Annotated in this window: 19 protein-coding genes and 1 pseudogene; 11 read left to right on the top strand and 9 right to left on the bottom strand. The window is 71.8% G+C overall.

The genetic code is table 11. The features are described 5' to 3' along the window. The first annotated feature begins 103 nt into the window (after nt 1-103). The 3 genes from pstC to pstB are packed head-to-tail and all read left to right on the top strand — an operon-like array spanning nt 104 to nt 2,979. Nucleotides 104-1,084, top strand: a complete 981-nt coding sequence (gene pstC / locus ACFZBX_RS30790; RefSeq protein WP_380751560.1) for a phosphate ABC transporter permease subunit PstC — start codon at nt 104-106, stop codon at nt 1,082-1,084. Beyond that, a complete protein-coding gene (pstA, locus tag ACFZBX_RS30785; protein WP_391537094.1) occupies nt 1,081-2,157 on the top strand; it encodes a phosphate ABC transporter permease PstA in 1,077 nt (358 codons plus the stop codon). Before pstC ends, pstA begins: the two co-directional genes overlap by 4 nt. Before the next feature lie 45 nt (nt 2,158-2,202). After that, entirely contained in the window at nt 2,203-2,979 is a 777-nt protein-coding gene (pstB, locus tag ACFZBX_RS30780; protein WP_391537093.1) for a phosphate ABC transporter ATP-binding protein PstB, read from the top strand. Between the two features lie 194 nt (nt 2,980-3,173). Here pstB and ACFZBX_RS30775 read toward each other — a convergent pair whose 3' ends face one another. Both ACFZBX_RS30775 and ACFZBX_RS30770 read right to left on the bottom strand, forming a co-directional pair. Further along, on the bottom strand, nt 3,174-4,172 hold the full coding sequence (locus tag ACFZBX_RS30775; RefSeq protein WP_380751565.1) for an anion permease: 999 nt from the start codon (nt 4,170-4,172) through the stop codon (nt 3,174-3,176). Between the two features lie 5 nt (nt 4,173-4,177). Further along, nucleotides 4,178-4,798 (bottom strand): DUF47 domain-containing protein, encoded by a 621-nt coding sequence (locus tag ACFZBX_RS30770; RefSeq protein ID WP_030312623.1) that lies wholly within the window; start codon nt 4,796-4,798, stop codon nt 4,178-4,180. Nucleotides 4,799-5,146: 348 nt separating this feature from the next. On the opposite strand from ACFZBX_RS30770, the gene ACFZBX_RS30765 reads away from it, so the two are divergent. After that, entirely contained in the window at nt 5,147-5,554 is a 408-nt protein-coding gene (locus ACFZBX_RS30765) for a metal-sensitive transcriptional regulator (protein WP_391537092.1), read from the top strand. A 7-nt stretch (nt 5,555-5,561) separates the two neighbouring features. On the opposite strand, the gene ACFZBX_RS30760 is transcribed toward ACFZBX_RS30765, so the two are convergent. Both ACFZBX_RS30760 and ACFZBX_RS30755 read right to left on the bottom strand, forming a co-directional pair. Beyond that, on the bottom strand, nt 5,562-5,804 hold the full coding sequence (locus ACFZBX_RS30760) for a hypothetical protein (RefSeq protein ID WP_391537091.1): 243 nt from the start codon (nt 5,802-5,804) through the stop codon (nt 5,562-5,564). Nucleotides 5,805-6,021: 217 nt separating this feature from the next. Then, nucleotides 6,022-6,960, bottom strand: a complete 939-nt coding sequence (locus ACFZBX_RS30755; protein WP_391537090.1) for a hypothetical protein — start codon at nt 6,958-6,960, stop codon at nt 6,022-6,024. Between the two features lie 176 nt (nt 6,961-7,136). On the opposite strand from ACFZBX_RS30755, the gene ACFZBX_RS30750 reads away from it, so the two are divergent. Next, entirely contained in the window at nt 7,137-7,328 is a 192-nt protein-coding gene (locus tag ACFZBX_RS30750) for a hypothetical protein (RefSeq protein ID WP_391537089.1), read from the top strand. A gap of 26 nt (nt 7,329-7,354) precedes the next feature. Here ACFZBX_RS30750 and ACFZBX_RS30745 read toward each other — a convergent pair whose 3' ends face one another. Together ACFZBX_RS30745 and ACFZBX_RS30740 are read right to left on the bottom strand one after the other, a co-directional pair. Then, a complete protein-coding gene (locus ACFZBX_RS30745; RefSeq protein WP_391537088.1) occupies nt 7,355-8,095 on the bottom strand; it encodes a phosphatase PAP2 family protein in 741 nt (246 codons plus the stop codon). A 417-nt stretch (nt 8,096-8,512) separates the two neighbouring features. After that, nucleotides 8,513-9,520: pseudogene (locus ACFZBX_RS30740) on the bottom strand (NlpC/P60 family protein); the annotation flags it as partial. A gap of 248 nt (nt 9,521-9,768) precedes the next feature. Here ACFZBX_RS30740 and ACFZBX_RS30735 point away from each other — a divergent pair. The 6 genes from ACFZBX_RS30735 to ACFZBX_RS30710 all read left to right on the top strand — a co-directional run bounded on the left by ACFZBX_RS30735 (nt 9,769) and on the right by ACFZBX_RS30710 (nt 17,615). Continuing rightward, on the top strand, nt 9,769-10,119 hold the full coding sequence (locus ACFZBX_RS30735) for a hypothetical protein (protein ID WP_380751581.1): 351 nt from the start codon (nt 9,769-9,771) through the stop codon (nt 10,117-10,119). A 302-nt stretch (nt 10,120-10,421) separates the two neighbouring features. Next, nucleotides 10,422-11,243 (top strand): hypothetical protein, encoded by an 822-nt coding sequence (locus ACFZBX_RS30730; protein ID WP_391537087.1) that lies wholly within the window; start codon nt 10,422-10,424, stop codon nt 11,241-11,243. Between the two features lie 91 nt (nt 11,244-11,334). Continuing rightward, nucleotides 11,335-12,612, top strand: coding sequence for a hypothetical protein (locus ACFZBX_RS30725; RefSeq protein ID WP_391537102.1), 1,278 nt, complete (start codon nt 11,335-11,337; stop codon nt 12,610-12,612). A gap of 7 nt (nt 12,613-12,619) precedes the next feature. Next, nucleotides 12,620-14,194, top strand: a complete 1,575-nt coding sequence (locus ACFZBX_RS30720) for an SCO6880 family protein (RefSeq protein ID WP_391537086.1) — start codon at nt 12,620-12,622, stop codon at nt 14,192-14,194. A 38-nt stretch (nt 14,195-14,232) separates the two neighbouring features. Then, nucleotides 14,233-15,582, top strand: a complete 1,350-nt coding sequence (locus tag ACFZBX_RS30715; protein WP_391537085.1) for an ATP-binding protein — start codon at nt 14,233-14,235, stop codon at nt 15,580-15,582. Between the two features lie 239 nt (nt 15,583-15,821). Further along, on the top strand, nt 15,822-17,615 hold the full coding sequence (locus ACFZBX_RS30710) for a bifunctional metallophosphatase/5'-nucleotidase (RefSeq protein ID WP_391537084.1): 1,794 nt from the start codon (nt 15,822-15,824) through the stop codon (nt 17,613-17,615). Between the two features lie 72 nt (nt 17,616-17,687). Here ACFZBX_RS30710 and ACFZBX_RS30705 read toward each other — a convergent pair whose 3' ends face one another. From ACFZBX_RS30705 to ACFZBX_RS30695, 3 genes are read right to left on the bottom strand one after another with little or no spacing between them, the layout of a single operon-like run. Continuing rightward, nucleotides 17,688-19,190: a sensor histidine kinase gene (locus tag ACFZBX_RS30705; RefSeq protein ID WP_391537083.1), complete on the bottom strand. Its 1,503-nt coding sequence runs from the start codon at nt 19,188-19,190 to the stop codon at nt 17,688-17,690. Beyond that, nucleotides 19,187-19,963 carry a response regulator transcription factor gene (locus ACFZBX_RS30700; protein ID WP_391537082.1) on the bottom strand — a complete coding sequence of 259 codons (777 nt, stop codon included), beginning with the start codon at nt 19,961-19,963 and terminating at the stop codon, nt 19,187-19,189. The genes ACFZBX_RS30705 and ACFZBX_RS30700 overlap by 4 nt, the downstream gene beginning before the upstream one ends. Nucleotides 19,964-20,018: 55 nt before the next feature. Next, nucleotides 20,019-21,218, bottom strand: a complete 1,200-nt coding sequence (locus ACFZBX_RS30695) for a S1C family serine protease (protein WP_391537081.1) — start codon at nt 21,216-21,218, stop codon at nt 20,019-20,021. Nucleotides 21,219-21,228: the final 10 nt, after the last annotated feature.

Genomic DNA, 21,228 nt, shown 5'->3' with positions numbered 1-21,228 from the left:
CCGCCCCAGTGGGAAGTACCGACGAAAAAGCACCACGTCCGGGGCACCGCCGCCAGGGTGCCGCCCCCTCGGGGCAGCGGCACCACCAGACCGGAGTAGACCAATGACTTCATCCACCCCTGCCGCCCCGCGGGGCAGGGAACGCCGCCCGCGCGACAGCCGGGTCGGCGACAAGATCTTCATGAACCTGTCCCGCGGGTCGGGCATCCTGCTGCTGGTGGTCATGGCCGCCATCGCGGGCTTCCTGACCTGGCGCTCGGCCATCGCGCTGAGCAAGAACGAGGGCAACTTCCTCACCACCTTCGAGTGGACGCCGGACGCCCCGGAGCCGGTCTTCGGCATCGCCGTCCTGGCGTTCGGCACCATCGTCAGCGCGCTGATCGCGATGCTGATCGCCGTCCCGGTGGCCATCGGGATCGCGCTGTTCATCTCCCACTACGCGCCGCGCCGGATCGCCCAGCCGTTCGCCTACCTGGTGGACCTGCTGGCGGCCGTGCCCAGCATCATCTACGGCCTGTGGGGCGCGCTCTTCCTGGTGCCGCACCTCAGCGGCCTGAACAGCTGGCTGGACGAGTACCTCGGCTGGACGTACATCTTCGACCAGTCCCGCACCGGCACCACGCCGCGCAACCTGTTCACCGTCGGCATCCTGCTGGCGATCATGGTCCTGCCGATCATCACCGCGGTCAGCCGTGAGGTCTTCCGGCAGGTGCCGCGGATGCACGAGGAGGCGGCGCTCGCCCTCGGCGCGACCCGCTGGGAGATGATCCGCACTGCGGTGCTGCCGTTCGGCCGCCCCGGCATCATCTCGGCCTCGATGCTCGGCCTCGGCCGCGCGCTCGGCGAGACCATCGCGGTCGCCGTCGTGCTCTCCTCCAGCAACGTGCTCTCGCTGCACCTGCTGGACCCGGGCGGCGGCACCTTCGCGCAGAACATCGCGCTGAAGTTCAACGAGGCCCAGCCCTTCGGCCGGGACGCGCTGATGGCCTCCGGCCTCGTCCTGTTCGTGATCACCCTGCTGGTGAACGGTGCCGCGCGGCTGATCGTCGCCCGCCGCAAGGAGTACTCGGGGGCCAACGCATGAGCGCCGCTACGACCTCGGTTCCGGCGGACGCCCGTCCGGTGGGCCGTCCGCTGACCGCCAACCGGCTGCCGAAGTGGACCCCGGCCGCGGTGGCCGCCGGCTCGATCGTCCTCGGCGTCGGCATCGGCATGGTCGGCGGGCTGGAGAGCAAGCTCCAGTGGGGCCTGATCTCCGCGATCCTCTTCGTCGTCATCAGCTACGTGCTCTCGGCCCAGGTCGAGGGCCGCCGCCAGGCCAAGGACCGGCTCGCCACCTCGGTGGTCTGGGTCGCCTTCATCCTGGCCGTCGTGCCGCTGCTCTCGCTGACCGTCTACACGATCCAGCAGGGCGCGAGCGTCGTGGACGGAAACTTCCTGACGCACTCGATGATGGGCGTGCGGTCGGCCGGCCCCGGCGGCGGCATCTACCACGCGCTGATCGGCACGCTGGAGCAGGTCGGCCTGGCCACCCTGATGGCGGCCCCGATCGGTCTGCTGACCGCCGTCTACCTGGTCGAGTACGGTCGCGGCACGCTCGCCAAGGCGGTCACCTTCTTCGTCGACGTCATGACGGGTGTCCCGTCGATCGTCGCCGGTCTGTTCATCCTGTCCTTGTGGAACATCGCCCTCGGCTTCAACTACTCCGGTTTCTCGGGCAGCCTCGCGCTGGCGATCCTGATGATGCCGGTCGTGGTCCGCTCCACCGAGGAGATGCTCAAGCTCGTCCCGAACGAGCTCCGCGAGGCGTCGTACGCGCTCGGCGTGCCGAAGTGGAAGACCATCCTGCGGATCGTCCTCCCCACCGCCATCGGCGGCATCACCACCGGTGTGATGCTCGCGGTCGCCCGCATCACGGGTGAGACCGCCCCGGTGATGATGCTGGTCTTCGGCGCCGCCTACATCAACAACAACCCGTTCGACGGACCGCAGCAGTCGCTGCCGATGTACATCTGGCAGCAGTACGCCGTGGTGAACAACGACTTCGGCTACGCCCGCGCCTGGGGTGCCGCGCTCGTGCTGATCGCCTTCGTGATGGGGCTCAACCTCATCGCCCGGGGCATCGCCCGCTGGCGCTCGCCCAAGGCCGGACACTGAGCGACCGACTGACGTACGACGAAGACTGAGAGAAGACGAACGATCATGGCCAAGCGCATCGACGTCAGCGGACTGTCCGCCTACTACGGCTCCACCAAGGCCATCGAGGACATCTCGATGGCCATCGAACCCCGCTCGGTGACGGCCTTCATCGGTCCCTCCGGCTGCGGCAAGTCCACCTTCCTGCGGACCCTCAACCGGATGCACGAGGTGATCCCGGGCGCCCGCGTCGAGGGCAAGGTGCTCCTGGACGACGAGAACCTGTACGGCTCCAGCGTCGACCCGGTCGCCGTCCGCCGCGCGGTCGGCATGGTCTTCCAGCGCCCCAACCCGTTCCCGACCATGTCGATCTACGACAACGTGGTCGCCGGCCTGAAGCTCGCGGGCGTGCGCAAGAAGTCCCTGCTGGACGGCGTGGTGGAGAAGTCGCTCAAGGGCGCCAACCTCTGGAACGAGGTCAAGGACCGGCTGAGCAAGCCGGGCGCCGGCCTCTCCGGCGGCCAGCAGCAGCGTCTGTGCATCGCCCGCGCCATCGCGGTCGAGCCGCAGGTCCTGCTGATGGACGAGCCCTGCTCCGCCCTCGACCCGATCTCCACCCTCGCCATCGAGGACCTGATCGGCGAGCTGAAGGCCCAGTTCACCATCGTCATCGTGACGCACAACATGCAGCAGGCGGCCCGCGTCAGCGACCGCACCGCCTTCTTCAACCTGGCCGGCGTCGGCCAGCCGGGCAAGCTGGTCGAGCTCGACGACACCCAGCGGATCTTCTCCAACCCGTCCGTGCAGGCGACCGAGGACTACATCTCCGGCCGCTTCGGGTGACCGGTCCGCCCGGTGTCCGGGCGGTGCTCCACAAGCTGCTCCGTGGTGCTGCATGGCGGTGCCGCCGCGGGGCATGAAAAGGGCCCGCCCCCCGAGATGTGGGGGGCGGGCCCTGTCGCGTCCGGCGCCGTCGCGTCCGGCGCCGTCGCGTCCGGCGCCGTCGCGTCCGACACCGTCGCGGGCGTGCCGCGCGGTCAGCCCCAGAACAGGTGGACGAACCAGTACATCAGCGCGGCGACGACGGCGGCCGCCGGCATGGTGATGAACCAGCCGAGCACGATGTTCTTGGCGACGCCCCAGCGCACCGCGCGGATCCGCTTGGTGGCGCCGGCGCCCATGATCGCGGAGGTGATCACATGGGTGGTGGAGATCGGCGCCTTGAAGACGAACGAGGTGATGTACATGACCGTCGAGGCCGTCGCCTCGGCCGCGAAGCCCTGCGGCGGGTCCAGCTCGATGATCTTCCGGCCCAGGGTCCGCATGATCCGCCAGCCGCCGGCGTAGGTGCCCAGCGAGAGCATCGTCGCGCAGGAGATCTTCACCCAGACCGGGATCGGGTCGCCCTGGGTCTGGTGGCCGGAGATGACCAGGGCCATCACCACGATGCCCATGGTCTTCTGCGCGTCCTGCAGACCGTGCGCGAGCGCCATCGCGGCGGCCGAGGCCGTCTGGGCGACCCGGAAGTTGCGCTTTGCCCGGTGCGGGTTGGCCCGCCGGAAGAGCCAGAGGATCGCCAGCATCACCAGGAAGCCGCCGACCAGGCCGACCACGGGCGACACGATCATCGGGATGACGATCTTGTCGATGACGCCGCTCCAGATCACCTCGGTGCCGCCGGCCAGCGCCGCGCCCACCATGCCGCCGAACAGCGCGTGCGAGGAGGAGGACGGCAGGCCGAAGTACCAGGTGACCAGGTTCCAGGCGATGGCGCCGACCAGCGCGGCGAACAGGATCGCCATGCCGCGGTCGCCGGTGGGGGTCTCGATGATGCCCTGCGAGACGGTGTGCGCCACCCCGCTGCCCAGGAAGGCGCCCGCCAGGTTCATCACCGCGGCCATCGCCAGGGCCGCCCGGGGCGTCAGCGCCCGGGTGGAGACCGAGGTCGCGATCGCGTTGGCCGAGTCGTGGAAGCCGTTGGTGTAGGTGAAGAAGAACGCGACACCGACGACGGCGATGAGTGCTGCCATGTCCACGGGGGTCAGGACTCCTTGACCGCGATGGTCTCCACCGTGTTGGCGACGTGCTCGAACGCGTCCGCGGCCTGTTCGAGGACGTCCACGACCTGCTTCAGCTTGAGCACCTCGATGGCCTCGTACTGGCCGGAGAAGAGGTGGGCGAGCAGCTTGCGGTGGATCTGGTCGGCCTGGTTCTCCAGCCGGTTGACCTCGATCCAGTACTCGGTCAGGTTGGACATGCTCCGCAGGTTCGGCATCGCCTCGGCGGTCAGCTCGGCGGCGCGCGCCAGGACCTCGATCTGCTGCTCGATGCCCTTCGGCAGGGTCTGGATGTCGTAGAGGACGACCAGGTCGACGGCCTCCTCCATGAAGTCCATGATGTCGTCCAGCGACGAGGCGAGGTTGTAGATGTCCTCGCGGTCGAAGGGCGTGATGAAGGACGAGTTCAGCTGGTGGAAGATCGCATGGGTGGTGTCGTCTCCGGCGTGCTCGGCGGCGCGCATGCGCTCGACGATCTCCGCGCGGGCCGACACGTCTGATCCCAGCAGTTCCAGCAGGAGCTTGGAGCCGACGACCAGGTTCTCCGCGGCTGCGGCGAACATGTCGTAGAAACTCGTCTCCTTCGGGGTCAGGCTAAAACGCACGGAAATCTCCGATGTGCGGGGTAGGGGACTGAACGATGCTAGGTGCAACCGAGCGCCATCACGCAAACGGGGTGCTCGAAGAGGAGCCGGAACCTCCCCTTCCGTTCGGCTGCCGCAGCAGTGGATCCGATCCGCACCACAGGTGCGGGCATGAGCCCCCAGTCTGACGGAACCTCGCCCGGATTGCCCCTGCCGTGCGGCGGGAAGAGCGGGGTGTTCCCCGGACGGGGGAACCGCGCCGGACGCGTCCGCTCGCGGTCGGCCGTGCCGGAGGAACACCACGAAGGGCCCCGGTGTTGGACACTGGAGGCCGACGCAGCCACCAGGCACTCAGACGAAGGCGGGCCGATGACCACCACGCAAGCGCGCACCGAGCCGGAGCAGGCGCCCGGGGCGGAACCGCACGGCGAGCACGTTGCACTCCCGACGGCGCCGGACGCCGAGGCCGGCCCCGGGGCCCACGGCGGCCACGGCCCGCACGGGTACAGCGCCCAGAAGGACGCGCACCTCAAGCGACTGCGCCGGATCGAGGGCCAGATCCGCGGCCTGCAGCGGATGGTCGACGAGGACGTCTACTGCATCGACGTGCTCACCCAGGTCTCGGCCAGCACCAAGGCGCTGCAGTCCTTCGCGCTCTCGCTGCTGGAGGAGCACCTGCGGCACTGCGTCGCGGCCGCGGCCGAGGAGGGCGGCACCGAGCTGGACGCCAAGGTCGCCGAGGCCACCGCGGCGATCGGCCGACTGCTGCGCAGCTGACCCCGGTCTAGGCCTCGCGGTCCTGCGGGCGCTCCAGGCCTTGCTGGACCTGCGAGGCCTGCGGGACCCGGACCGGCCCGGCGACCGGACCGCCGTCGGGCCGGTCGAGCAGCACCTCGTCGATCCGCTCGGTCGGCAGCCGGTCGCCGCTGCTGGCCGTAGCGGCGATCATCAGCTCGCCGGCCAGCTCGATCTCGTCGAGGGCCGCGTCGTCGTGGCCGCCGCTGCGACCGCCCGTGGACGCCATCACCTGCACCACCCCTTCAGCGCCTCGCCAGCCCGGGCGGCAGCCACCCGACGTCCAGCCTAGGCACTTCGGAGCCCGTCCACATGGCACGGACGGGCCATCTCGGCGCCGCCGAAACGGGTGGGCCCGGGGGCTTCCGGGCCCACCCGGAGCGGCGGCCTCCCCTCGCGCCCGCGCCCGCGGCGCCCGCGCCAGCCCCTCGGCGCGCTGCTTCGGCGCGCTACTTCGGGCTCTCTCCGGGCTTCATCGCGAAGATGTCCGCGGCCGGCGGCTCGGCCGCCTCCACCGGCGCGCCGAAGTCGCTCAGCGTGGTGGTCGAGACCACCTTCACCTGGTCCTTCGCCTCCTTGGAGCCGGCCACCCCGGCGAAGGTGAAGACCTCGACCACCTTGTGCAGCCGGCCCTGGTCGTCCAGCCAGACGTCGTAGGGGACCTCCTTCACGGTGAAGGTCTGCGCCCCCATCCGCAGGCCGTCGCCGCCGCGCCCGCCGGTGGCGTCGGCCGCCTTGGCGAGGTCCAGGGTGCCGCGGTAGTGCTTCAGCGCCGTCCCGCCGACCGTCTCGGTGCCGACCAGTTCGGCCTTCTGGGCGCCGCGCAGCGCGCCCGCGGCGGAGGACGGGTCGGTGGCGCCGCCGCTGACCAGGTTGCCGTCGGGCAGCTGACGGACGTCCAGCTTGACCCACTTGCCCTCCGGCACCTTGGCGCCGCTGTTCTGCAGGTAGACCGTGCCGGGCAGGAGCACCTCGACGATCTTGCCGGTGGTCGCGGCGCCCGGCGGCACCTGCACCTCCAGACGGCCGATCCGCTTCACGTAGTCGTAGCCGCCGGTGCCGGTGAAGACGGCCTTCTTCTCCGCGGACTCGGTCACCAGTTCGGTGGCGGCGTGTGCGGAGCCCGACCGGCCGGTGATGTCGGCGGCTCCGCGGACCGCGGTCAGCGGGTCGGCGGAGAGCCGGTCGGCGGACTGCTGGTCGGGGGCGGCGCTCACCTGCTGCTCGGCCGCGGCGTCGCCCGCACCGTCCACGGCGGCGTCCGGTGAACAGCCGGTCAGGGCGGCGGCCCCGGCCAGTACGGCGGCGAGCAGGGCGGCACCCGCCGCCGGACGCACCCGCCGCCCGGGGCGGCCGCCCGTCCGGCCGGTGCGCTGCTGGTCGGTCATCTTCATCCTCGCGACAACCCCCTCGGGCCCGACTGCCCCGCCGGCCACCGTCAGCGGGTGGGCAGAGCTCTTTCCGGGCAAACGAGTTGGCGGGCGAGGGGTTACGCGCGGTCCGGCGCGGTCCCGTGCGTCACACCCGTCGCGCGCGGGCGGTCCGGCGCGTTACGGTGAAGCACGTGCACAGTGAGCTGCCGGCGGGTCCCGGCACCTGCATGCCCGAGCACCGCGTCGCGATCAGCGAACGCGGCTCCTTCTGCTACGCGACCTGCTCCTGCGGCTGGTACTCCCCGGCCCGGCGCTCGCGCGACCTCACCCGGCGCGAGGCGGACGACCACCTCGCCGCCGGCGAGGCGGTGGATCCGGGGTAGGCCGCCGTCCGCGCTCGCGCTCGCGCTCATGCGGCGAGGTCGGACTCCCGCGGCTGCTCCTCGGAGCGGACCGCCTTCCTGGCCCGGCCCCCGCGCCGGCCCCGCCCGTCCGGACGACCGCCGCCCCGCCCGGCGTCCCGTCCGGGGCCGCGCTCGGCGCGGATCAGCGGGGCCAGCGGCGTACGGGCGAGCGCGTGGCAGAGGGGCACCAGCACCGCCATCGCGATCGGCGCCAGCAGCAGCACCACCGCGGTGGCGAGCGCGAAGCCGCCGATCACGTCGGTCGGGTAGTGGACGCCCATGTACATCCGGCAGAAGCCCTGCAGCAGGGCCAGGCCACCGGCGATCCAGCCGAGCCGCCGGTTCACCAGGAACAGCGCCACCGCGATGCCCATCGACATCGTGGAGTGGTCGCTGACGAAGGAGTGGGTGCCGGCCTTGCCCTCGACCAGCACCTCCAGGCCGGCGTGGTCCACGAAGGGTCGCGGGCGGTCCACGATCGCCGAGATCGGCAGGTTGGCCAGCTCCGCGATGGCGACCGACAGCGGCGCCCAGAGCAGCCCGGCGACCGCCACCGGGGCGTCCGGGCGCCGACGGGCCTGGAGCCAGCCGACCAGGCCCAGCAGGGCGAGGCCGATCAGGATGCCGTACTCGCCGATCCAGGAGACCAGGTGGTCCAACGCCGCCGGGGCGTGTCTGGCCAGGCCGTTGACCGCGTAGAGCAGGTCGAGGTCGGGGTTGGTCGTGTCGGCAAGCGGCGTCGACACGCCGCACCTCCTTCTGGGTCCGCTGCACCTGGTCGTCGCTGTGGTCGTCGCTCCGTGGCCCGCCCGCCGCCGTCCTGTCCCGGACGGTTGACGGGGGGCCACCGGACACAACGTCATCAGTGGTGTACAGCGTTCCACGGAAACGCGCGGTTATGGAAACTTGACTCAGCGTCCACATCGCGCGCACACCCGGCGGACGAACGGGGCTCAGTTCTTTGCGGGGAGTTGACCTGAACCTGTCGTGCCGGCGCCCGCGGCGACGGCGGTGGGCCGGCCGGCCGGGGCGGCCTGGGCCGCCACCTGCGCCGCCGGGGTGGGCGCGTTCGGGGCCGGCGCGGCCGGTGCCTGGGCGGGGGCCGGGGTCGTCGGCGCCGGGTCGCCGGGGCGGCTCGGGGCGATCACCTGGCCGTCCTCCTCGTTGCGGGACGGCAGCGCCTGGGCGCCGTCCGAGGTGACCCGGGTGGCGCCGATGTACTCCCGAGTGTCGATTTTGTCGTACCGGATCACCGCGCCGGTGTGCGGCGCGTCGATCATGTATCCGCCACCCACGTAGATGCCGACGTGGTGGATGCTCCGCGGATCGGTCAGGTCGGTCGCCCAGAACACCAGGTCCCCCGGACGCAGCTGGTCGCGCGACGGGTGCGGTCCGGCGTACCACTGGTCGTTGGCGACCCGGGGCAGGATGATGCCCACGCTCTCGAACGCGGCCTTGGTGAGCCCGGAGCAGTCGAACCGCCCGTTCTGCCAGGCCTTCCCGTCGCCGCCCCACAGGTACGGGGTGCCGAGCTTGGTCTGGGCGAAGTAGATCGCGCCCGCCGACTGCGCCGAGACCTCCACCGGGGCGGCCGGGTCGGCCGGGGCGGCGAAGCTGCGGGCCGTCGCCAGGATGTTCCGCACGTACCCCTGGGTCTCCCGGTACGGCGGCACGCCCTGGTACTTCGACACCGCGCCCGGCCCGGCGTTGTAGGCGGCCAGCATGTTGGACTGGCGGTCGCCCGGGATCCTGGCCACGTCCCTGGCGAGCGCGCAGTCGAAGGTGGCCGCCGAGGCGATGGCGTCCATCGGGTCCCAGGGGTCCCGCCGGCCGTCGTTGTTGCCGTCGGTGCCGTACGACGCCCAGGTGCCCGGCATGAACTGCGCCAGCCCCTCCGCCCCGACACCGGAACGGGCCCGCGGGTTGAAACCGCTTTCCTGGTACAACTGCGCCGCGAGCAACGGGGGGGAGAGGTCGGGGCAGAGCCGCCCCCACTGCTCGATCGGCCCTTGGTACGCGGCCGGAACGGTTCCCGGGGAGAGCCCCACGGCATTCCCCTGTTGCTGCGGCGTCCCGCTCGCCGCGTACGTCCCGACCGTCACCAGGCCGACGAAGCCGGCGAGCACAACTCCCGCGACGGCGGCGGCAGTACCGCCTTTCCGGAGTACCATCAGCACCATCCCGACGAATCGTCAGTCGAAGTGTCCCGGAAGGCGTTGCTCACCGCAATCATCAGAGATACAAAGAGTGAGCGCTATCCTTCGTACGGTGGACATCCTCGCGTACGTGTCCGATGCCTCACGACCAATCCGCGAGAAGTAGCCAAGTCGACATCAGATCTGGCCAAGAATAGGTACCGACCCTTCGCGCGGGTGGGGTCTGGGCCCTTGAATTTGCCTGATCGGGCGGTGAGATGGAAATGAACCAGAGCAGCGTGCACAGCATCGCGATCGGCCACCTGGCCGAGGACCCACCAAAGAAGCCGAATATCGACACCATCATCGGCGGGATCGCCCCGGACTGGGGCCCGTTCGCGAGCCTCGGGTCGGAGGCCCGGGTGATGGTCCAGGTCGTCATGGCCGTGGCCATCCTGGCCTGCCTCGGCATCGCGATCTGGGGTGCGGCCAAGCAGCGGATCGGCGCCACCGCGATGCGCGACAGCTTCGGCGCCGAACAGGGCAAGGGGCTGATCATCGCCGGGCTGACCGGCGTGTTCATCATTGGATCACTCGGCACTCTGTTCACCATTGTGTACGGCATGGCGATCTGACGATCAGGCAGATCGGACAGTCGGGGCGGAACCGGCGAATGCGGTGAACCCGGCGAACCCGGTGAATCCGGCGGTTCGGGCTCTCCGGGCTCCCCCGGCCACCGCGGCGAGGTGGTGGACGGCGCGCCGTCCGTGCCCACCGGCCTGTCCGATCGTCTGACCGTCCGACCGGCCTGTCCGGGCACTCGTGAATGCCCGGAGCCCCGCCGGGAATCCATCCACCACCCCTTCCCTCCGCGCCCGCCCACGGCCGGAGGGGCCCCCGGAGCCGCCAGCCGGCTCCCCGCACCAGGAGGGCCGCCGTGCCGTTGTCCGACGACCAGCCGCACACCCGTACGCGGCTGCCGGTCGGCGAACAGCCCTTCTCCCAGCCGGGCACCCGTCAGGCACGGCCGCTGCGCACCCTGTTGACCATCGTGCTGGTCGTCGCGCTGCTCGTACTGGCGATCTCGATCGCCAACCGGGGCAAGCCCGACCCCGGCAACGGCACCGCCGGCCGCCCCGCGGACCGGGCCGCCGCCAGCGCCGCCTCCGGCGCGGGCCCCGCCCCCAGCGGCGAACAGCCCGTCACCACCACCGTCAACGGCATCGCCTCCGGCTTCCCGCACACCGACCAGGGCGCCCAGTCCGCCGCCGCCAACTACGCGGTCGCCATCGGCTCCACCGACATGTTCCGCACCGACACCCGCCACACCATCGTCACCACCATCGCCGACCCCACCGCCGCCCCGACCCTCCAAGCCCGCCTGGACCAGGGGTTCGGCGGCGACACCGTGACCCGCTACGGCCTGGACGCCCAGGGCCGCGCGCCCAAGGGCCTCACCTTCGTCAGCCGCACCGTCCCGGTCGGCACCAAGTCGGTCGGCTACACCGACACGGAGACCAAGGTCGAGGTCTGGTGCACCGGCCTGACCGGCCTCGCCGGCGAGCGCTCCCTGCAGCCGGTGGTGGCGAGCTGGTTCACGCTCACCCTCTCCCTCCGCTGGACGGGTGGCGACTGGAAGCTCACGGACTACACGAGCCGGCAGGGGCCCGCCCCCATGCCGGGTGATGAACAGGCCGCCACCGCCGAGGAGCTCACCGGCGCCGTCCAGCAGTTCGGGGGTTTCCGCTATGCCCGTTGAGACGACCGTCGCCCCGCCGGAGTCCCGCCGCGGCGCCCGCCGGGCCGCCGCCTCCGGCGGCGCCGCGCGGCCCACCTTCCGCCGCGCGGGGATGCTGGCGGGCGCGCTGGCGACCCTTCAGCTCGGCGCCCTGCTCGCAGCCCAGCGGGTCTTCGCCGAGCCCTCCCCGACGGCTTCCCCAAGCGGAACGCCGAGCGGCAATCCGACCGCCACCCCCAACGCGAACTGTCCGGATCTCCCGATCTCCGGGAACGGCATCCTCTGTGTGGACAGGCCCGGCGGCGGGGCGTCGTTGCCCGGGAGTGGGACCGTGGGGACGGTGACGGATCCGTTGGGGTCGTTGGCGAAGGGGTGTGCGCAGGCGGCGGCGTGGGTGGTGCGGAAGCTGTCGGGGGCGATCGACGGGACGACGGAGGTGGACTTCACCAATGCGTCGTTCCTGCAGCAGTACGCGGTGGTGTTCGCCGCGTCGACGATCATCACGTTGGTGCTGTGGCTGCTCGCGGTGACCAAGCGGGCCGTGCGCGGGGCGCCGTTGGCGACGGCGATCTCGGAGGCGATCGGGTTCCTGTGGCTGACGGTGATCGCGTCGGCGTTCACGCCGTTGGTCCTGTACACGGTGGTGAGCGCGACCGACGGGCTGACCAAGGCGATCGCGGTGGGGACGAAGTCGGACACCGGGACGTACCTGGGCGGGTTCGCGGACACCCTGGAGAAGGGTGACATGGGCGGCGGGCCGCTGATCCTGATCATCACCTCGCTGGTGGCCGTGCTGGCGGCGGCGGTGCTCTGGATCGAACTGCTGATCCGGGCGGCGATGCTGTACGTGGGCGCGCTGCTGGGGACGGCGGTGTACGCGGGGCTGGTGGACAAGCAGTTGTGGAAGCACGTGCGCCGCTGGGCGGGGGTGATGGTGGCGGTGGACCTGGCGAAGCCGATCATCGTGGTCATCCTCGGGCTGGCCGGTGCGGTGTCGGCCGGGGCGGGGGCGAGCGACGACTTCGCCCGGGTGCTGTCCGGGCTGGCGATCCTCTTCCTGTCGATCTTCGCGAGCGCCGCCGTGTACCGGTTCGTGCCGGGCTTCGGCGACGAGATCATGAGCATGCGCAGTGCCCGGGCGAGCGCGGTGTCGGCCGGATCGGCGATGATCAACGGGACCGCGAACTTCATGCGGCAGGGCATCAGCACGCACGGCGACCGCGGCCCGCAGCCGGGCGGCGGCGGGGGCGGTTCGGGCTCGGGGGGCGGCTCGGTCGCCCCGGGCATCGCCGCCCACGCGGCGCGCACGCCCGCGCCGCCGCCGCAGGCCGGGCCGCCGGCCCAGTCCGCGGCTCCGATGCGCGACAGCAATCCAGCGAAGGGAGGGTGACGGGTAAGTGAGCAGCGAACCGCTCGGCCAGTACGGTGCCCAGTACGCCCAGCCGTATGTGCACCAGCGCCGTACCTACCTGATCGGCAAGGCCCGCCCGAACGCGCCGATCGGCCGGAACCGGGAGTCCGGCGAGATCGTGCTGATCATCTTCGGGGCCTTCCTCGGCATGGTCTGGGGCCTGATGATGCCGGTCCTGCCGTTGCGCCTCGGCGGCCTGGTGGGCCTGCCCGCGATGGCGATCGCGGCGGTGTACGTGCCCTACCGGCGCCGGACGTTCTACAAGTGGGTGGAGATCAACCGCACCTACCGGCGGACGGTCCGCAGCGGCCGGGCGGTGTGGAAGTCGGACGCGATGGACGCCGGGACGCGGCTGGACGGCCGCGAGGTGGAGATCGGGCCGCCGCCCGGGGTCGGGCGGCTGCGCTGGCTGTCGGCGCCGTTCGGACCGGACGAGGTCGGGGTGCTGATGCACCTGGAGCGGCGCACGGTGACGGCGGCGATCGAGATCGAGGGCCCGGGCGTCGGGCTGCGCGACTCGGAGGACCAGGAGGCGCTGGTCGACCGGTTCGGGACGCTGCTGAAGCACGTCGCGAACGGGGACGGCTTCGTGACCCGGCTGCAGATCCTGGCACGCACCCTGCCGGCCGATCCGGACGCGCACGCCAAGGACGTGGAGCGGCGCGGGGACCCGGACGCGCCGCGCTGGCTGAAGGACTCGTACGACCAGTTGCAGTCGATGGTGTCGACCTCCTCGGAGCAGCACCGGGCGTACCTGGTGGCGTGCATGCACTACACCCGGGACCTCGCGGCCGAGGCGCACGCGATGGGCCGCACCGCGACCGGGCGGCGGGCCCGGGACGACGAGGGACTGGCCGCGGTGATGGCGCGCGAGCTGACCGACATCTGCGCGCGGCTGGCGGAGGCGGACATCCGGGTGCGGCAGCCGCTGGGCCAGGCCCGGCTCTCCTCGCTGCTGCACTCGATGTACGACCCGGACCACCCGATCGACCACATCCAGGCGATGTCGAAGCGCAACGCCTGGCCGGCCGAGCTGGACGCGACCCACCCGCAGTACCTGAAGGCGAAGACCCGCGAGTCGGCGACCCGGGAACCGTGGTGCCACGCCACCGCGTGGGTCAAGGAGTGGCCGTTGACCCCGGTCGGCGTCAACTTCCTGGCGCCGCTGCTGGTGCACACCCCGGACGTGATCCGGACGGTGGCGGTGACGATGGACCTGGAGCCCACCGACGTCGCCATCGAGCGGATGCTCACCGAGAAGACCAACGACGAGGCGGAGGCCAGCCGCGCCGCCAAGATGAACCGCACCGTCGACCCGCGCGACCTGGCCCACAGCGGCCGGGTGGACCAGCGCGGTGACGACCTGGCGTCCGGCGCGGCCGGGGTCAACCTGGTCGGCTACATCACGGTCTCCTCGCGCAATCCCGACGCGCTGGCCCGGGACAAGCGGACGATCCGGGCCTCGGCGGGCAAGAGCTACCTGAAACTGGAGTGGTGCGACCGCGAGCACCACCGCGCGTTCGTCAACACCCTGCCGTTCGCCACCGGTATCCGCCGCTGAGCGGACACCGGCCGAGCGACTGATCTGGAGGCCCCCGTATGGCGATCGGCAACCTCACCGACGCGTTCACCAGCCTGATGTACGGGAAGGTGGAGACCACCCGGCTGCCGGTGCGCACGTCCACCGGGCAGGCGCAGGCGGTGTACCTGCCGACCGCCGCGCCGGGGCTGGGCGACTCCGGGGTGATCATCGGGCGGGAGGTGTACAGCGGGAAAGGGTACGTCTACGACCCGTTCCAGCTGTACGGCCAGCAGCTTCCGGCCCCGCACTGGCTGGTGCTGGGGGAGTCCGGCAACGGCAAGTCGGCGCTGGAGAAGACGTACGTGCTGCGCCAGCTGCGGTTCCGGGACCGCCAGGTGGTGGTGCTGGACGCGCAGGGCGAGGACGGGGTCGGCGAGTGGAACCTGATCGCCAATGCGCTGGGCATAAAGTCGATCCGGCTGGACCCGATGGCGGCCCGGGACGGCGGGGTGAAGCTCAACCCGCTGGACCCGGCGATCACCCAGACCGGGCAGCTGTCGCTGCTGCGCACCATCGTCGAGGTGGCGATGGGGCGCGGGCTGGAGGAGCGGGCCGGCTTCGCGCTGAAGGCCGCGCACGCGCACGTGGTGGCGACGGTCCGCGGCCGCCAGCCGGTGCTGGACGACATCATCGACACCCTGCGAAACCCCGACCTGTCGTCGGTGGAGTCGCTGGGCGTGGCGGTGGACGAGGTGCAGTCGTGGGGCCTGGACGTCGCGCTGGTGCTGGACCGGCTGGTCGACGGTGACCTGCGGGGCATGTTCGACGGGTCGACCACCGACGGCATCGACCTGGACGCGCCGCTGATCGTCTTCGACCTGTCGCACATCGACCGCAACTCGATCGCGATGCCGATCCTGATGGCGATCGTCGGGGTCTGGCTGGAGCACACCTGGATCAGGCCGGACCGCAAGAAGCGGATCTTCCTGGTCGAGGAGGCCTGGCACATCATCAACAGCCCGTTCGTGGCACAGCTGTTCCAGCGGCTGCTGAAGTTCGGCCGCCGGCTCGGCCTGTCCTTCGTCGCCGTGGTGCACCACCTGTCGGACGTGGTGGACGGGGCGGCGGCCAGGGAGGCCTCGGCGATCCTCAAGATGGCCTCCACCCGGACGATCTACATGCAGAAGGCCGAGGAGGCGAGAGCCACCGGGCGGGTGCTCGGCCTGCCGCGCTGGGCGGTGGAGATCATCCCCACACTTTCGCCGGGCATCGCGGTCTGGGACGTCAACGGCAACGTCCAGGTGGTGAAGCACATCATCACCGAGGCGGAGCGTCCGCTGGTCTACACCGACCGCGCGATGACCGAGGACGCGGTGGCCGAACGGGTGCGCGCCGAGCGGCAGTTGGCGGCAGAGCCGGGGGTCTGAGACCGGGCCGCGGGGCCGGCCCCGGGCGGGCCCCGCGGGCCCCGGGGACGGCGCTGCCGGCGGTGGGGCCGATGCGGAAAGTCCGACGACGATTCGTCAGTAGGTAACCCGGTCGTTACGTCCGGGGGCCTGACAGCTACGCGCGTTGACCCTAGGCTGCACTCGCGCAACGACACTCGTCTCGCGCGCCCGGGCCTGTCCACAGGTGGGCGCTCTCACAGGTGCAGGGGACCCCCTACATGCTCTCCGTCAGAACCCGACGGTCGGCGCTGGCCGTCGTCGCCGCGGCCGGCCTGGTCGGCACGGTGGCCATGCCGTCCGCGGCCCAGGCCGCGACCGCCAAGAAGCCCAAGACCGTCAACCTCCAGTTGCTGGCCATCAACGACCTGCACGGCAACCTGGAGCCCCCGGCCGGTTCGGCCGGCACCATCCGGGAGATCGACCCGGCCACCGGCCAGCCGGTCAGCACCCCGGCCGGCGGCATCGAGTACCTCGCCACCGCACTGCGCCAGGCCCGCATCCCCGCCGACGACTCGATCACCGTCGCCGCCGGCGACCTGATCGGCGCCTCCCCGCTGACCTCGGCGCTCTTCCACGACGAGCCCACCATCGAGGCGCTGGACAAGCTGGGCCTGGACGTCAGCTCGGTCGGCAACCACGAGTTCGACGAGGGCTCGGCCGAGCTGCTCCGCCTCCAGGACGGCGGCTGCCACCCGACCGACGGCTGCTACGAGGAGGGGCGCACCTTCAAGGGTGCCAACTTCAACTACCTGTCGGCCAACGTGACCAGCGAGAAGACCGGCAAGCCGGTGCTGGCCCCGTACTGGGTGACCAAGTCCCAGGGCATCAAGGTCGGTTTCATCGGCGTCACCCTGGAGGGCACGCCGAACATCGTCACCGCCGAGGGCGTCAAGGGCCTCAAGTTCGCGGGCGAGGTCGCCACGATCAACAAGTACGCCGCTGAGCTGAAGGCCAAGGGCGTCAACTCGATCGTCGCGCTGATCCACGAGGGCGGCCTGCCGGCCAGCAGCACCTACAACTACGACTGCGGCGCGGCCGGGCAGGGCATCTCCGGCCCGATTGTCGACATCGCCAAGAACATCGACCCGGCGGTCGGCGCCATCGTCACCGGCCACACCCACAACGCGTACGCCTGCACCATCCCGGACCCGCAGGGCGTGCCGCGCTCGGTCACCAGCGCCGCCTCCTTCGGCCGGCTGTACACCGAGATCAACCTGAAGCTCGACAAGACCAGCGGCTCCATCGTGCGCCCGTCGGTCAAGGCCGAGAACCACATCGTGCGCCGGACGGCCGAGAAGGCCCCCGACATGACCCAGCTGATCGACCGCTACTCGAAGCTGGCCGCCCCGATCGCCAACCGTCCGATCGGCTACATCGCCTCGGACATCAACGGCCGTGGCAACAACGACCCCGAGAAGCCGCTCGGCGACGTCATCGCCGACGCCCAGCAGACGGGCCTGGCGCCCGCCGACAAGGGCGGCGCGCAGGTCGCCTTCATGAACCCCGGCGGCATCCGCTCCGACCTCGTCCACCGGGCGAGCGGAGCCGAGGGCGACGGCGTGGTGACCTACGGCGAGGCGTTCGCCGTCCAGCCGTTCACCAACATGATGCAGGTCAAGACGCTGACCGGCGCCCAGCTGGTCCAGCTGCTCCAGCAGCAGGTCAGCGGCTCCAACGAGGCCTCGCCGAAGATCCTCCAGCCGTCCAAGGGCCTCGGCTACACCCTGGACATGCGCAACAAGGGTGCGGACCGGGTCGTCGTCGACTCGATCCGTCTCAACGGCGCGCCGATCGACCCGGCCGCCAAGTACCGGGTCGCGGCCAATGAGTTCCTGGCCGGTGGCGGCGACGGCTTCCCGGCCTTCGCGGCCGGCACCGACAAGCTCGTCGGCGCCTCCGACCTGGACGTCTTCGCCGCCTACCTCGGTGCCAACAGCTCGGCCTCCGCGCCGCTGAAGGCCCCGGCACAGGACCGGATCAAGGTCATCGCGGCGGGTTCCACCACCGGCTGAGCCGGTGTGATCCGGCCGTGAGCCGATAGGGGGGCGGGGCGCTTTCGGGGCGCCCCGCCCTTCTTCTGTGCCCTAGGCGGGGGTGGGGCCGCCGGGCAGGCGGACGGTGGCGAGGGCGCCCGGGCCGCCGTCCTGGGCCGGGCCGAGCGACACCTCGCCGCCGGCCTCCCGGACGCTCTGCGCGACGATCGACAACCCCAGGCCGGAGCCGGGGAGTTGGCGGGATGAGGGGGAGCGCCAGAAGCGGTCGAAGACGTACGGGAGCTCCTCCGCGGGGATGCCCGGGCCGTGGTCGCGGACGGTGAGCACGCCGCCGTCGAGCCGGACCTCGATGGTGCCGCCGGGCGGGCTGTACTTCACCGCGTTGTCCAGCAGGTTGATCACCGCCCGCTCCAGGGAGGCGGCGTCGGCGTGCACGTACCAGGGCGCGGTGGCGGTCTCGAAGACCAGCCCCGGCCCGCGCAACTCGGCGCGCTCCACGGCCCGTTCGGCGATCTCGTGCAGGGCCACCACGGAGAGCGTGCGGACCGGCTTGGGGGAGTCCGGGCGGGAGAGCTGGAGCAGGTCGCCGATCAGGACGGTGAGCTCCTGCATCTGGGCCTTCATGTTGCCGAGCAGCTTGGTGCGGGTGGCGGGCGGGAGCGGGCGGCCGGTGTCGTCGCTGCGGATCAGCAGGTCGACGTTGGTGCGGAGTGAGGTGAGCGGGGTGCGGAGCTCGTGCCCGGCGTCGGCGATCAGCCGGGTCTGCCGCTCGCGGGAGTTGGCGAGCGCGGTGCTCATGGAGTTGAACGAGGTGGAGAGCCGGGCGATCTCGTCCTCGCCCTGGACGGGGATGGTGGTGCCGACCTCCTCGGTGCGGGCGATGTGCTCGACGGCGTCGGTGAGCTGGTCGACGGGCTTGAGCGCGGACCGGGCGACCAGCCGTCCGGCGACGGCGGCGAGGGCGATGCCGCCGATGGCTACGCCGCCAAGGATGAAGGCGAGTTGGCGCAGGGAGTCCTCGATGGCCGAGGTCGGTGCGGCGACCATGATCAGCGTGGGCTGGCCGGTGAGGTTCAACGGGCCCCAGCTGATGCGGATCATGGCGGGTTTGCCGTCGGTGTAGTGCCCGTCCCGGATGAGGAACTGGTTGGGCTTCAGGTCCAGCGCCCGGAGGTCGCCGGGTTCGGTGTCCATGGCCTTGGTGGCCGACGGAGGCAGGCAGACGACCGGCTTCTGGCCGACGACGACGACGAACTGGGTGTCACGGGAGGCCGCGGGAGCGTTGGGTGGCAGCTGAGGGGCGGCCGGGACGTTCTTCAGAGCCGCCTGCGGGGTGGCGGCGCAGGCCTCGAGATTGAGCCGGGGCGGCGGACCCTGCACGCTCTCCAGGTCGCTGCGGACCACGCCGTACATCCGCTCCTCCACGATGAACCAGCAGGCCAGCGCCGAGAGCGCGATCGCCACCGCCACCGCCGCCGCGGTGAGGAAGGTGAGGCGGGTGCGCAGGGAGCGGGCGCGGTACCACGTGGTGAGGCGGCTCCGGAGCGGGATGCGCGGCGGGGTGAGCGGGGGCGGCGGGACGGTGGGGCTCACGCGGGTGAACCGGCGTCGGGGCGGAGCGCGTAGCCGACTCCGCGGACGGTCTGGATGAGCCGGGGCAGCCCGCCCTGCTCGGTCTTGCGGCGCAGGTACATCACGTACACGTCCAGCGAGTTGGAGGAGGGCTCGAAGTCGAAGCCCCAGACCGCCTTGAGGATCTGCTCGCGGGTGAGCACCTGGCGGGGATGGGCGAGGAACATCTCCAGCAGCATGAACTCGGTGCGGGTCAGTTCGACGGTCCGCCCGGCCCGGGTGACCTCGCGGGTGGCGGTGTTCATCCGCAGGTCGGCGAAGGAGAGGACGTCGCTCTCCTCCTCGACGGCCGCCGCCCGGGCGGCGGCCTCGGTGGCGAGCGCGTTGCGCCGCAGCAGGGCGCGCACCCGGGCGAGCAGCTCGTCGAGTTCGAAGGGCTTGGCGAGGTAGTCGTCGGCGCCGACGTCCAGGCCGGTGACCCGGTCGCCGACGGCGTCCCGGGCGGTGAGCATCAGCACCGGGACGGTGTCGCCGCGCGAGCGCATCCGGCGGACGGCGGTGAGGCCGTCCATCCGGGGCATCATGATGTCGAGCAGGACGAGGTCCGGCCGCTCGCGTTCGACGGATTCGAGGGCCTCGTAGCCGTCGGTGGCGGTGGCGACCTCGTAGCCCTCGAAGGCGAGGCTGCTCTCCAGGGCGTCCCGGAGCGCGGGTTCGTCGTCGACCACGAGGAGCCGGGCGGAGGTGTGCTGCCCGGGCTCGGCGGGGGTGCGGTCGTCGGCGGACGAGGTCATCGGTGGTTGCCTTTCTGGTGGCGGGAGGGCCTGCTCGGTCAATTGTCGGACGTGGTCAGACGTTCCGGCCGGACTGCAGGTCCGGAAGCACCTGCTTGATGTCGTCGATCGGGATGGCGAAGCCGAGGCCGACGCTGCCGGCCCCGCCGCCGCCGGCGGTGGCGCTGGACCCGCTGGGCGAGTACATGGCCGAGTTGATGCCGATGACCTGGCCGTTGGCGTTGATGAGCGGGCCGCCGGAGTTGCCGGGGTTGAGCGCGGCGTCGGTCTGGAAGGCCTGGTAGGTGGCGGTCTCGCCGCCGCTCTGCGGGGTGGGGGCGGTGCCGCGCAGTCCGGGCAGGGTGGGGAAGCCGAAGCCGCCGTTGCCGCTGGTGGTGCCCTCGTCGACCTGGACGGTGACCTCGCGGTGCTCGGCGCTGATGATGCCGGAGGTGACGGTGCCGGTCAGGCCCTCGGGGTTGCCGATGGCCACGACGGGGTCGCCGACCGCGACGGCGGAGGAGTCGCCGAGGACGGCGGGGGTGAGGCCCTTGGTGCCGGACGCGGTGATCACGGCGGCGTCCAGGCCCTTGTCGGTGCCGGTCAGGGCGGCCCGGGCGGTGGAGCCGTCGTGGAAGGTGACGGTGATCGGGCCGCCGGCGGCCGCGCCGGAGACCACGTGGTAGTTGGTGAGGATCCGGCCGTCCCCGGTGAGCACCACGCCGGTGCCGGTGGCGGTGCCGCCGGCGGTCTGCACGGTGATCTGGACGACGCTGGGCGAGACGGCGGCCGCGACGGCGGCGACGTCGGCGCTGCCGTCGGAGCGGGCGGCGACCGGGCTGGCGAGGGTGCCGGTGCGGGCGGCGGAGTCGTGGTCCTGGGCGGCGACCACGCCGCCGGTGACCCCGCCGAGGAGGCCGGCGATCGCGGCGACGGCGGTGGCCAGGGCGAGCCGGCCGCGCAGCAGGCCGCGCCGGGCGCGGTGGCCGGCGCCGCCGCCGGGGGAGGCGGGTGCGGCAGCCTCGGGCGGGAACGGCGGGGCCGGGGGAGGGGGCGGGGTGCCGGCGGCGGGGTGGGCGGGGCTGCCGTACCCGGTGCCGTCGTACGTCGCACCGTCGTACGCCGTGCCGTCGTAGGCCATGCCGTCGTGGCCGGGGCCCTCGTGGGTGCTGCTGCCGAGGACGGTGCCCGGGATGACCTGGGGCTGCGGGTACCCGTACCGGCCGTCGTACTGCTCGCCGCCGGTACGGTGCCGCCACTGCTGGTGATCGCTCATGGCGACCAAC

It is taken from the genome of Kitasatospora sp. NPDC008115 (genome assembly GCF_042957205.1).
Lineage (GTDB): Bacteria > Actinomycetota > Actinomycetes > Streptomycetales > Streptomycetaceae > Kitasatospora.
Note: the sequence above shows the minus strand (reverse complement) of the source record. Positions and strands in the feature narration are given on the sequence as shown.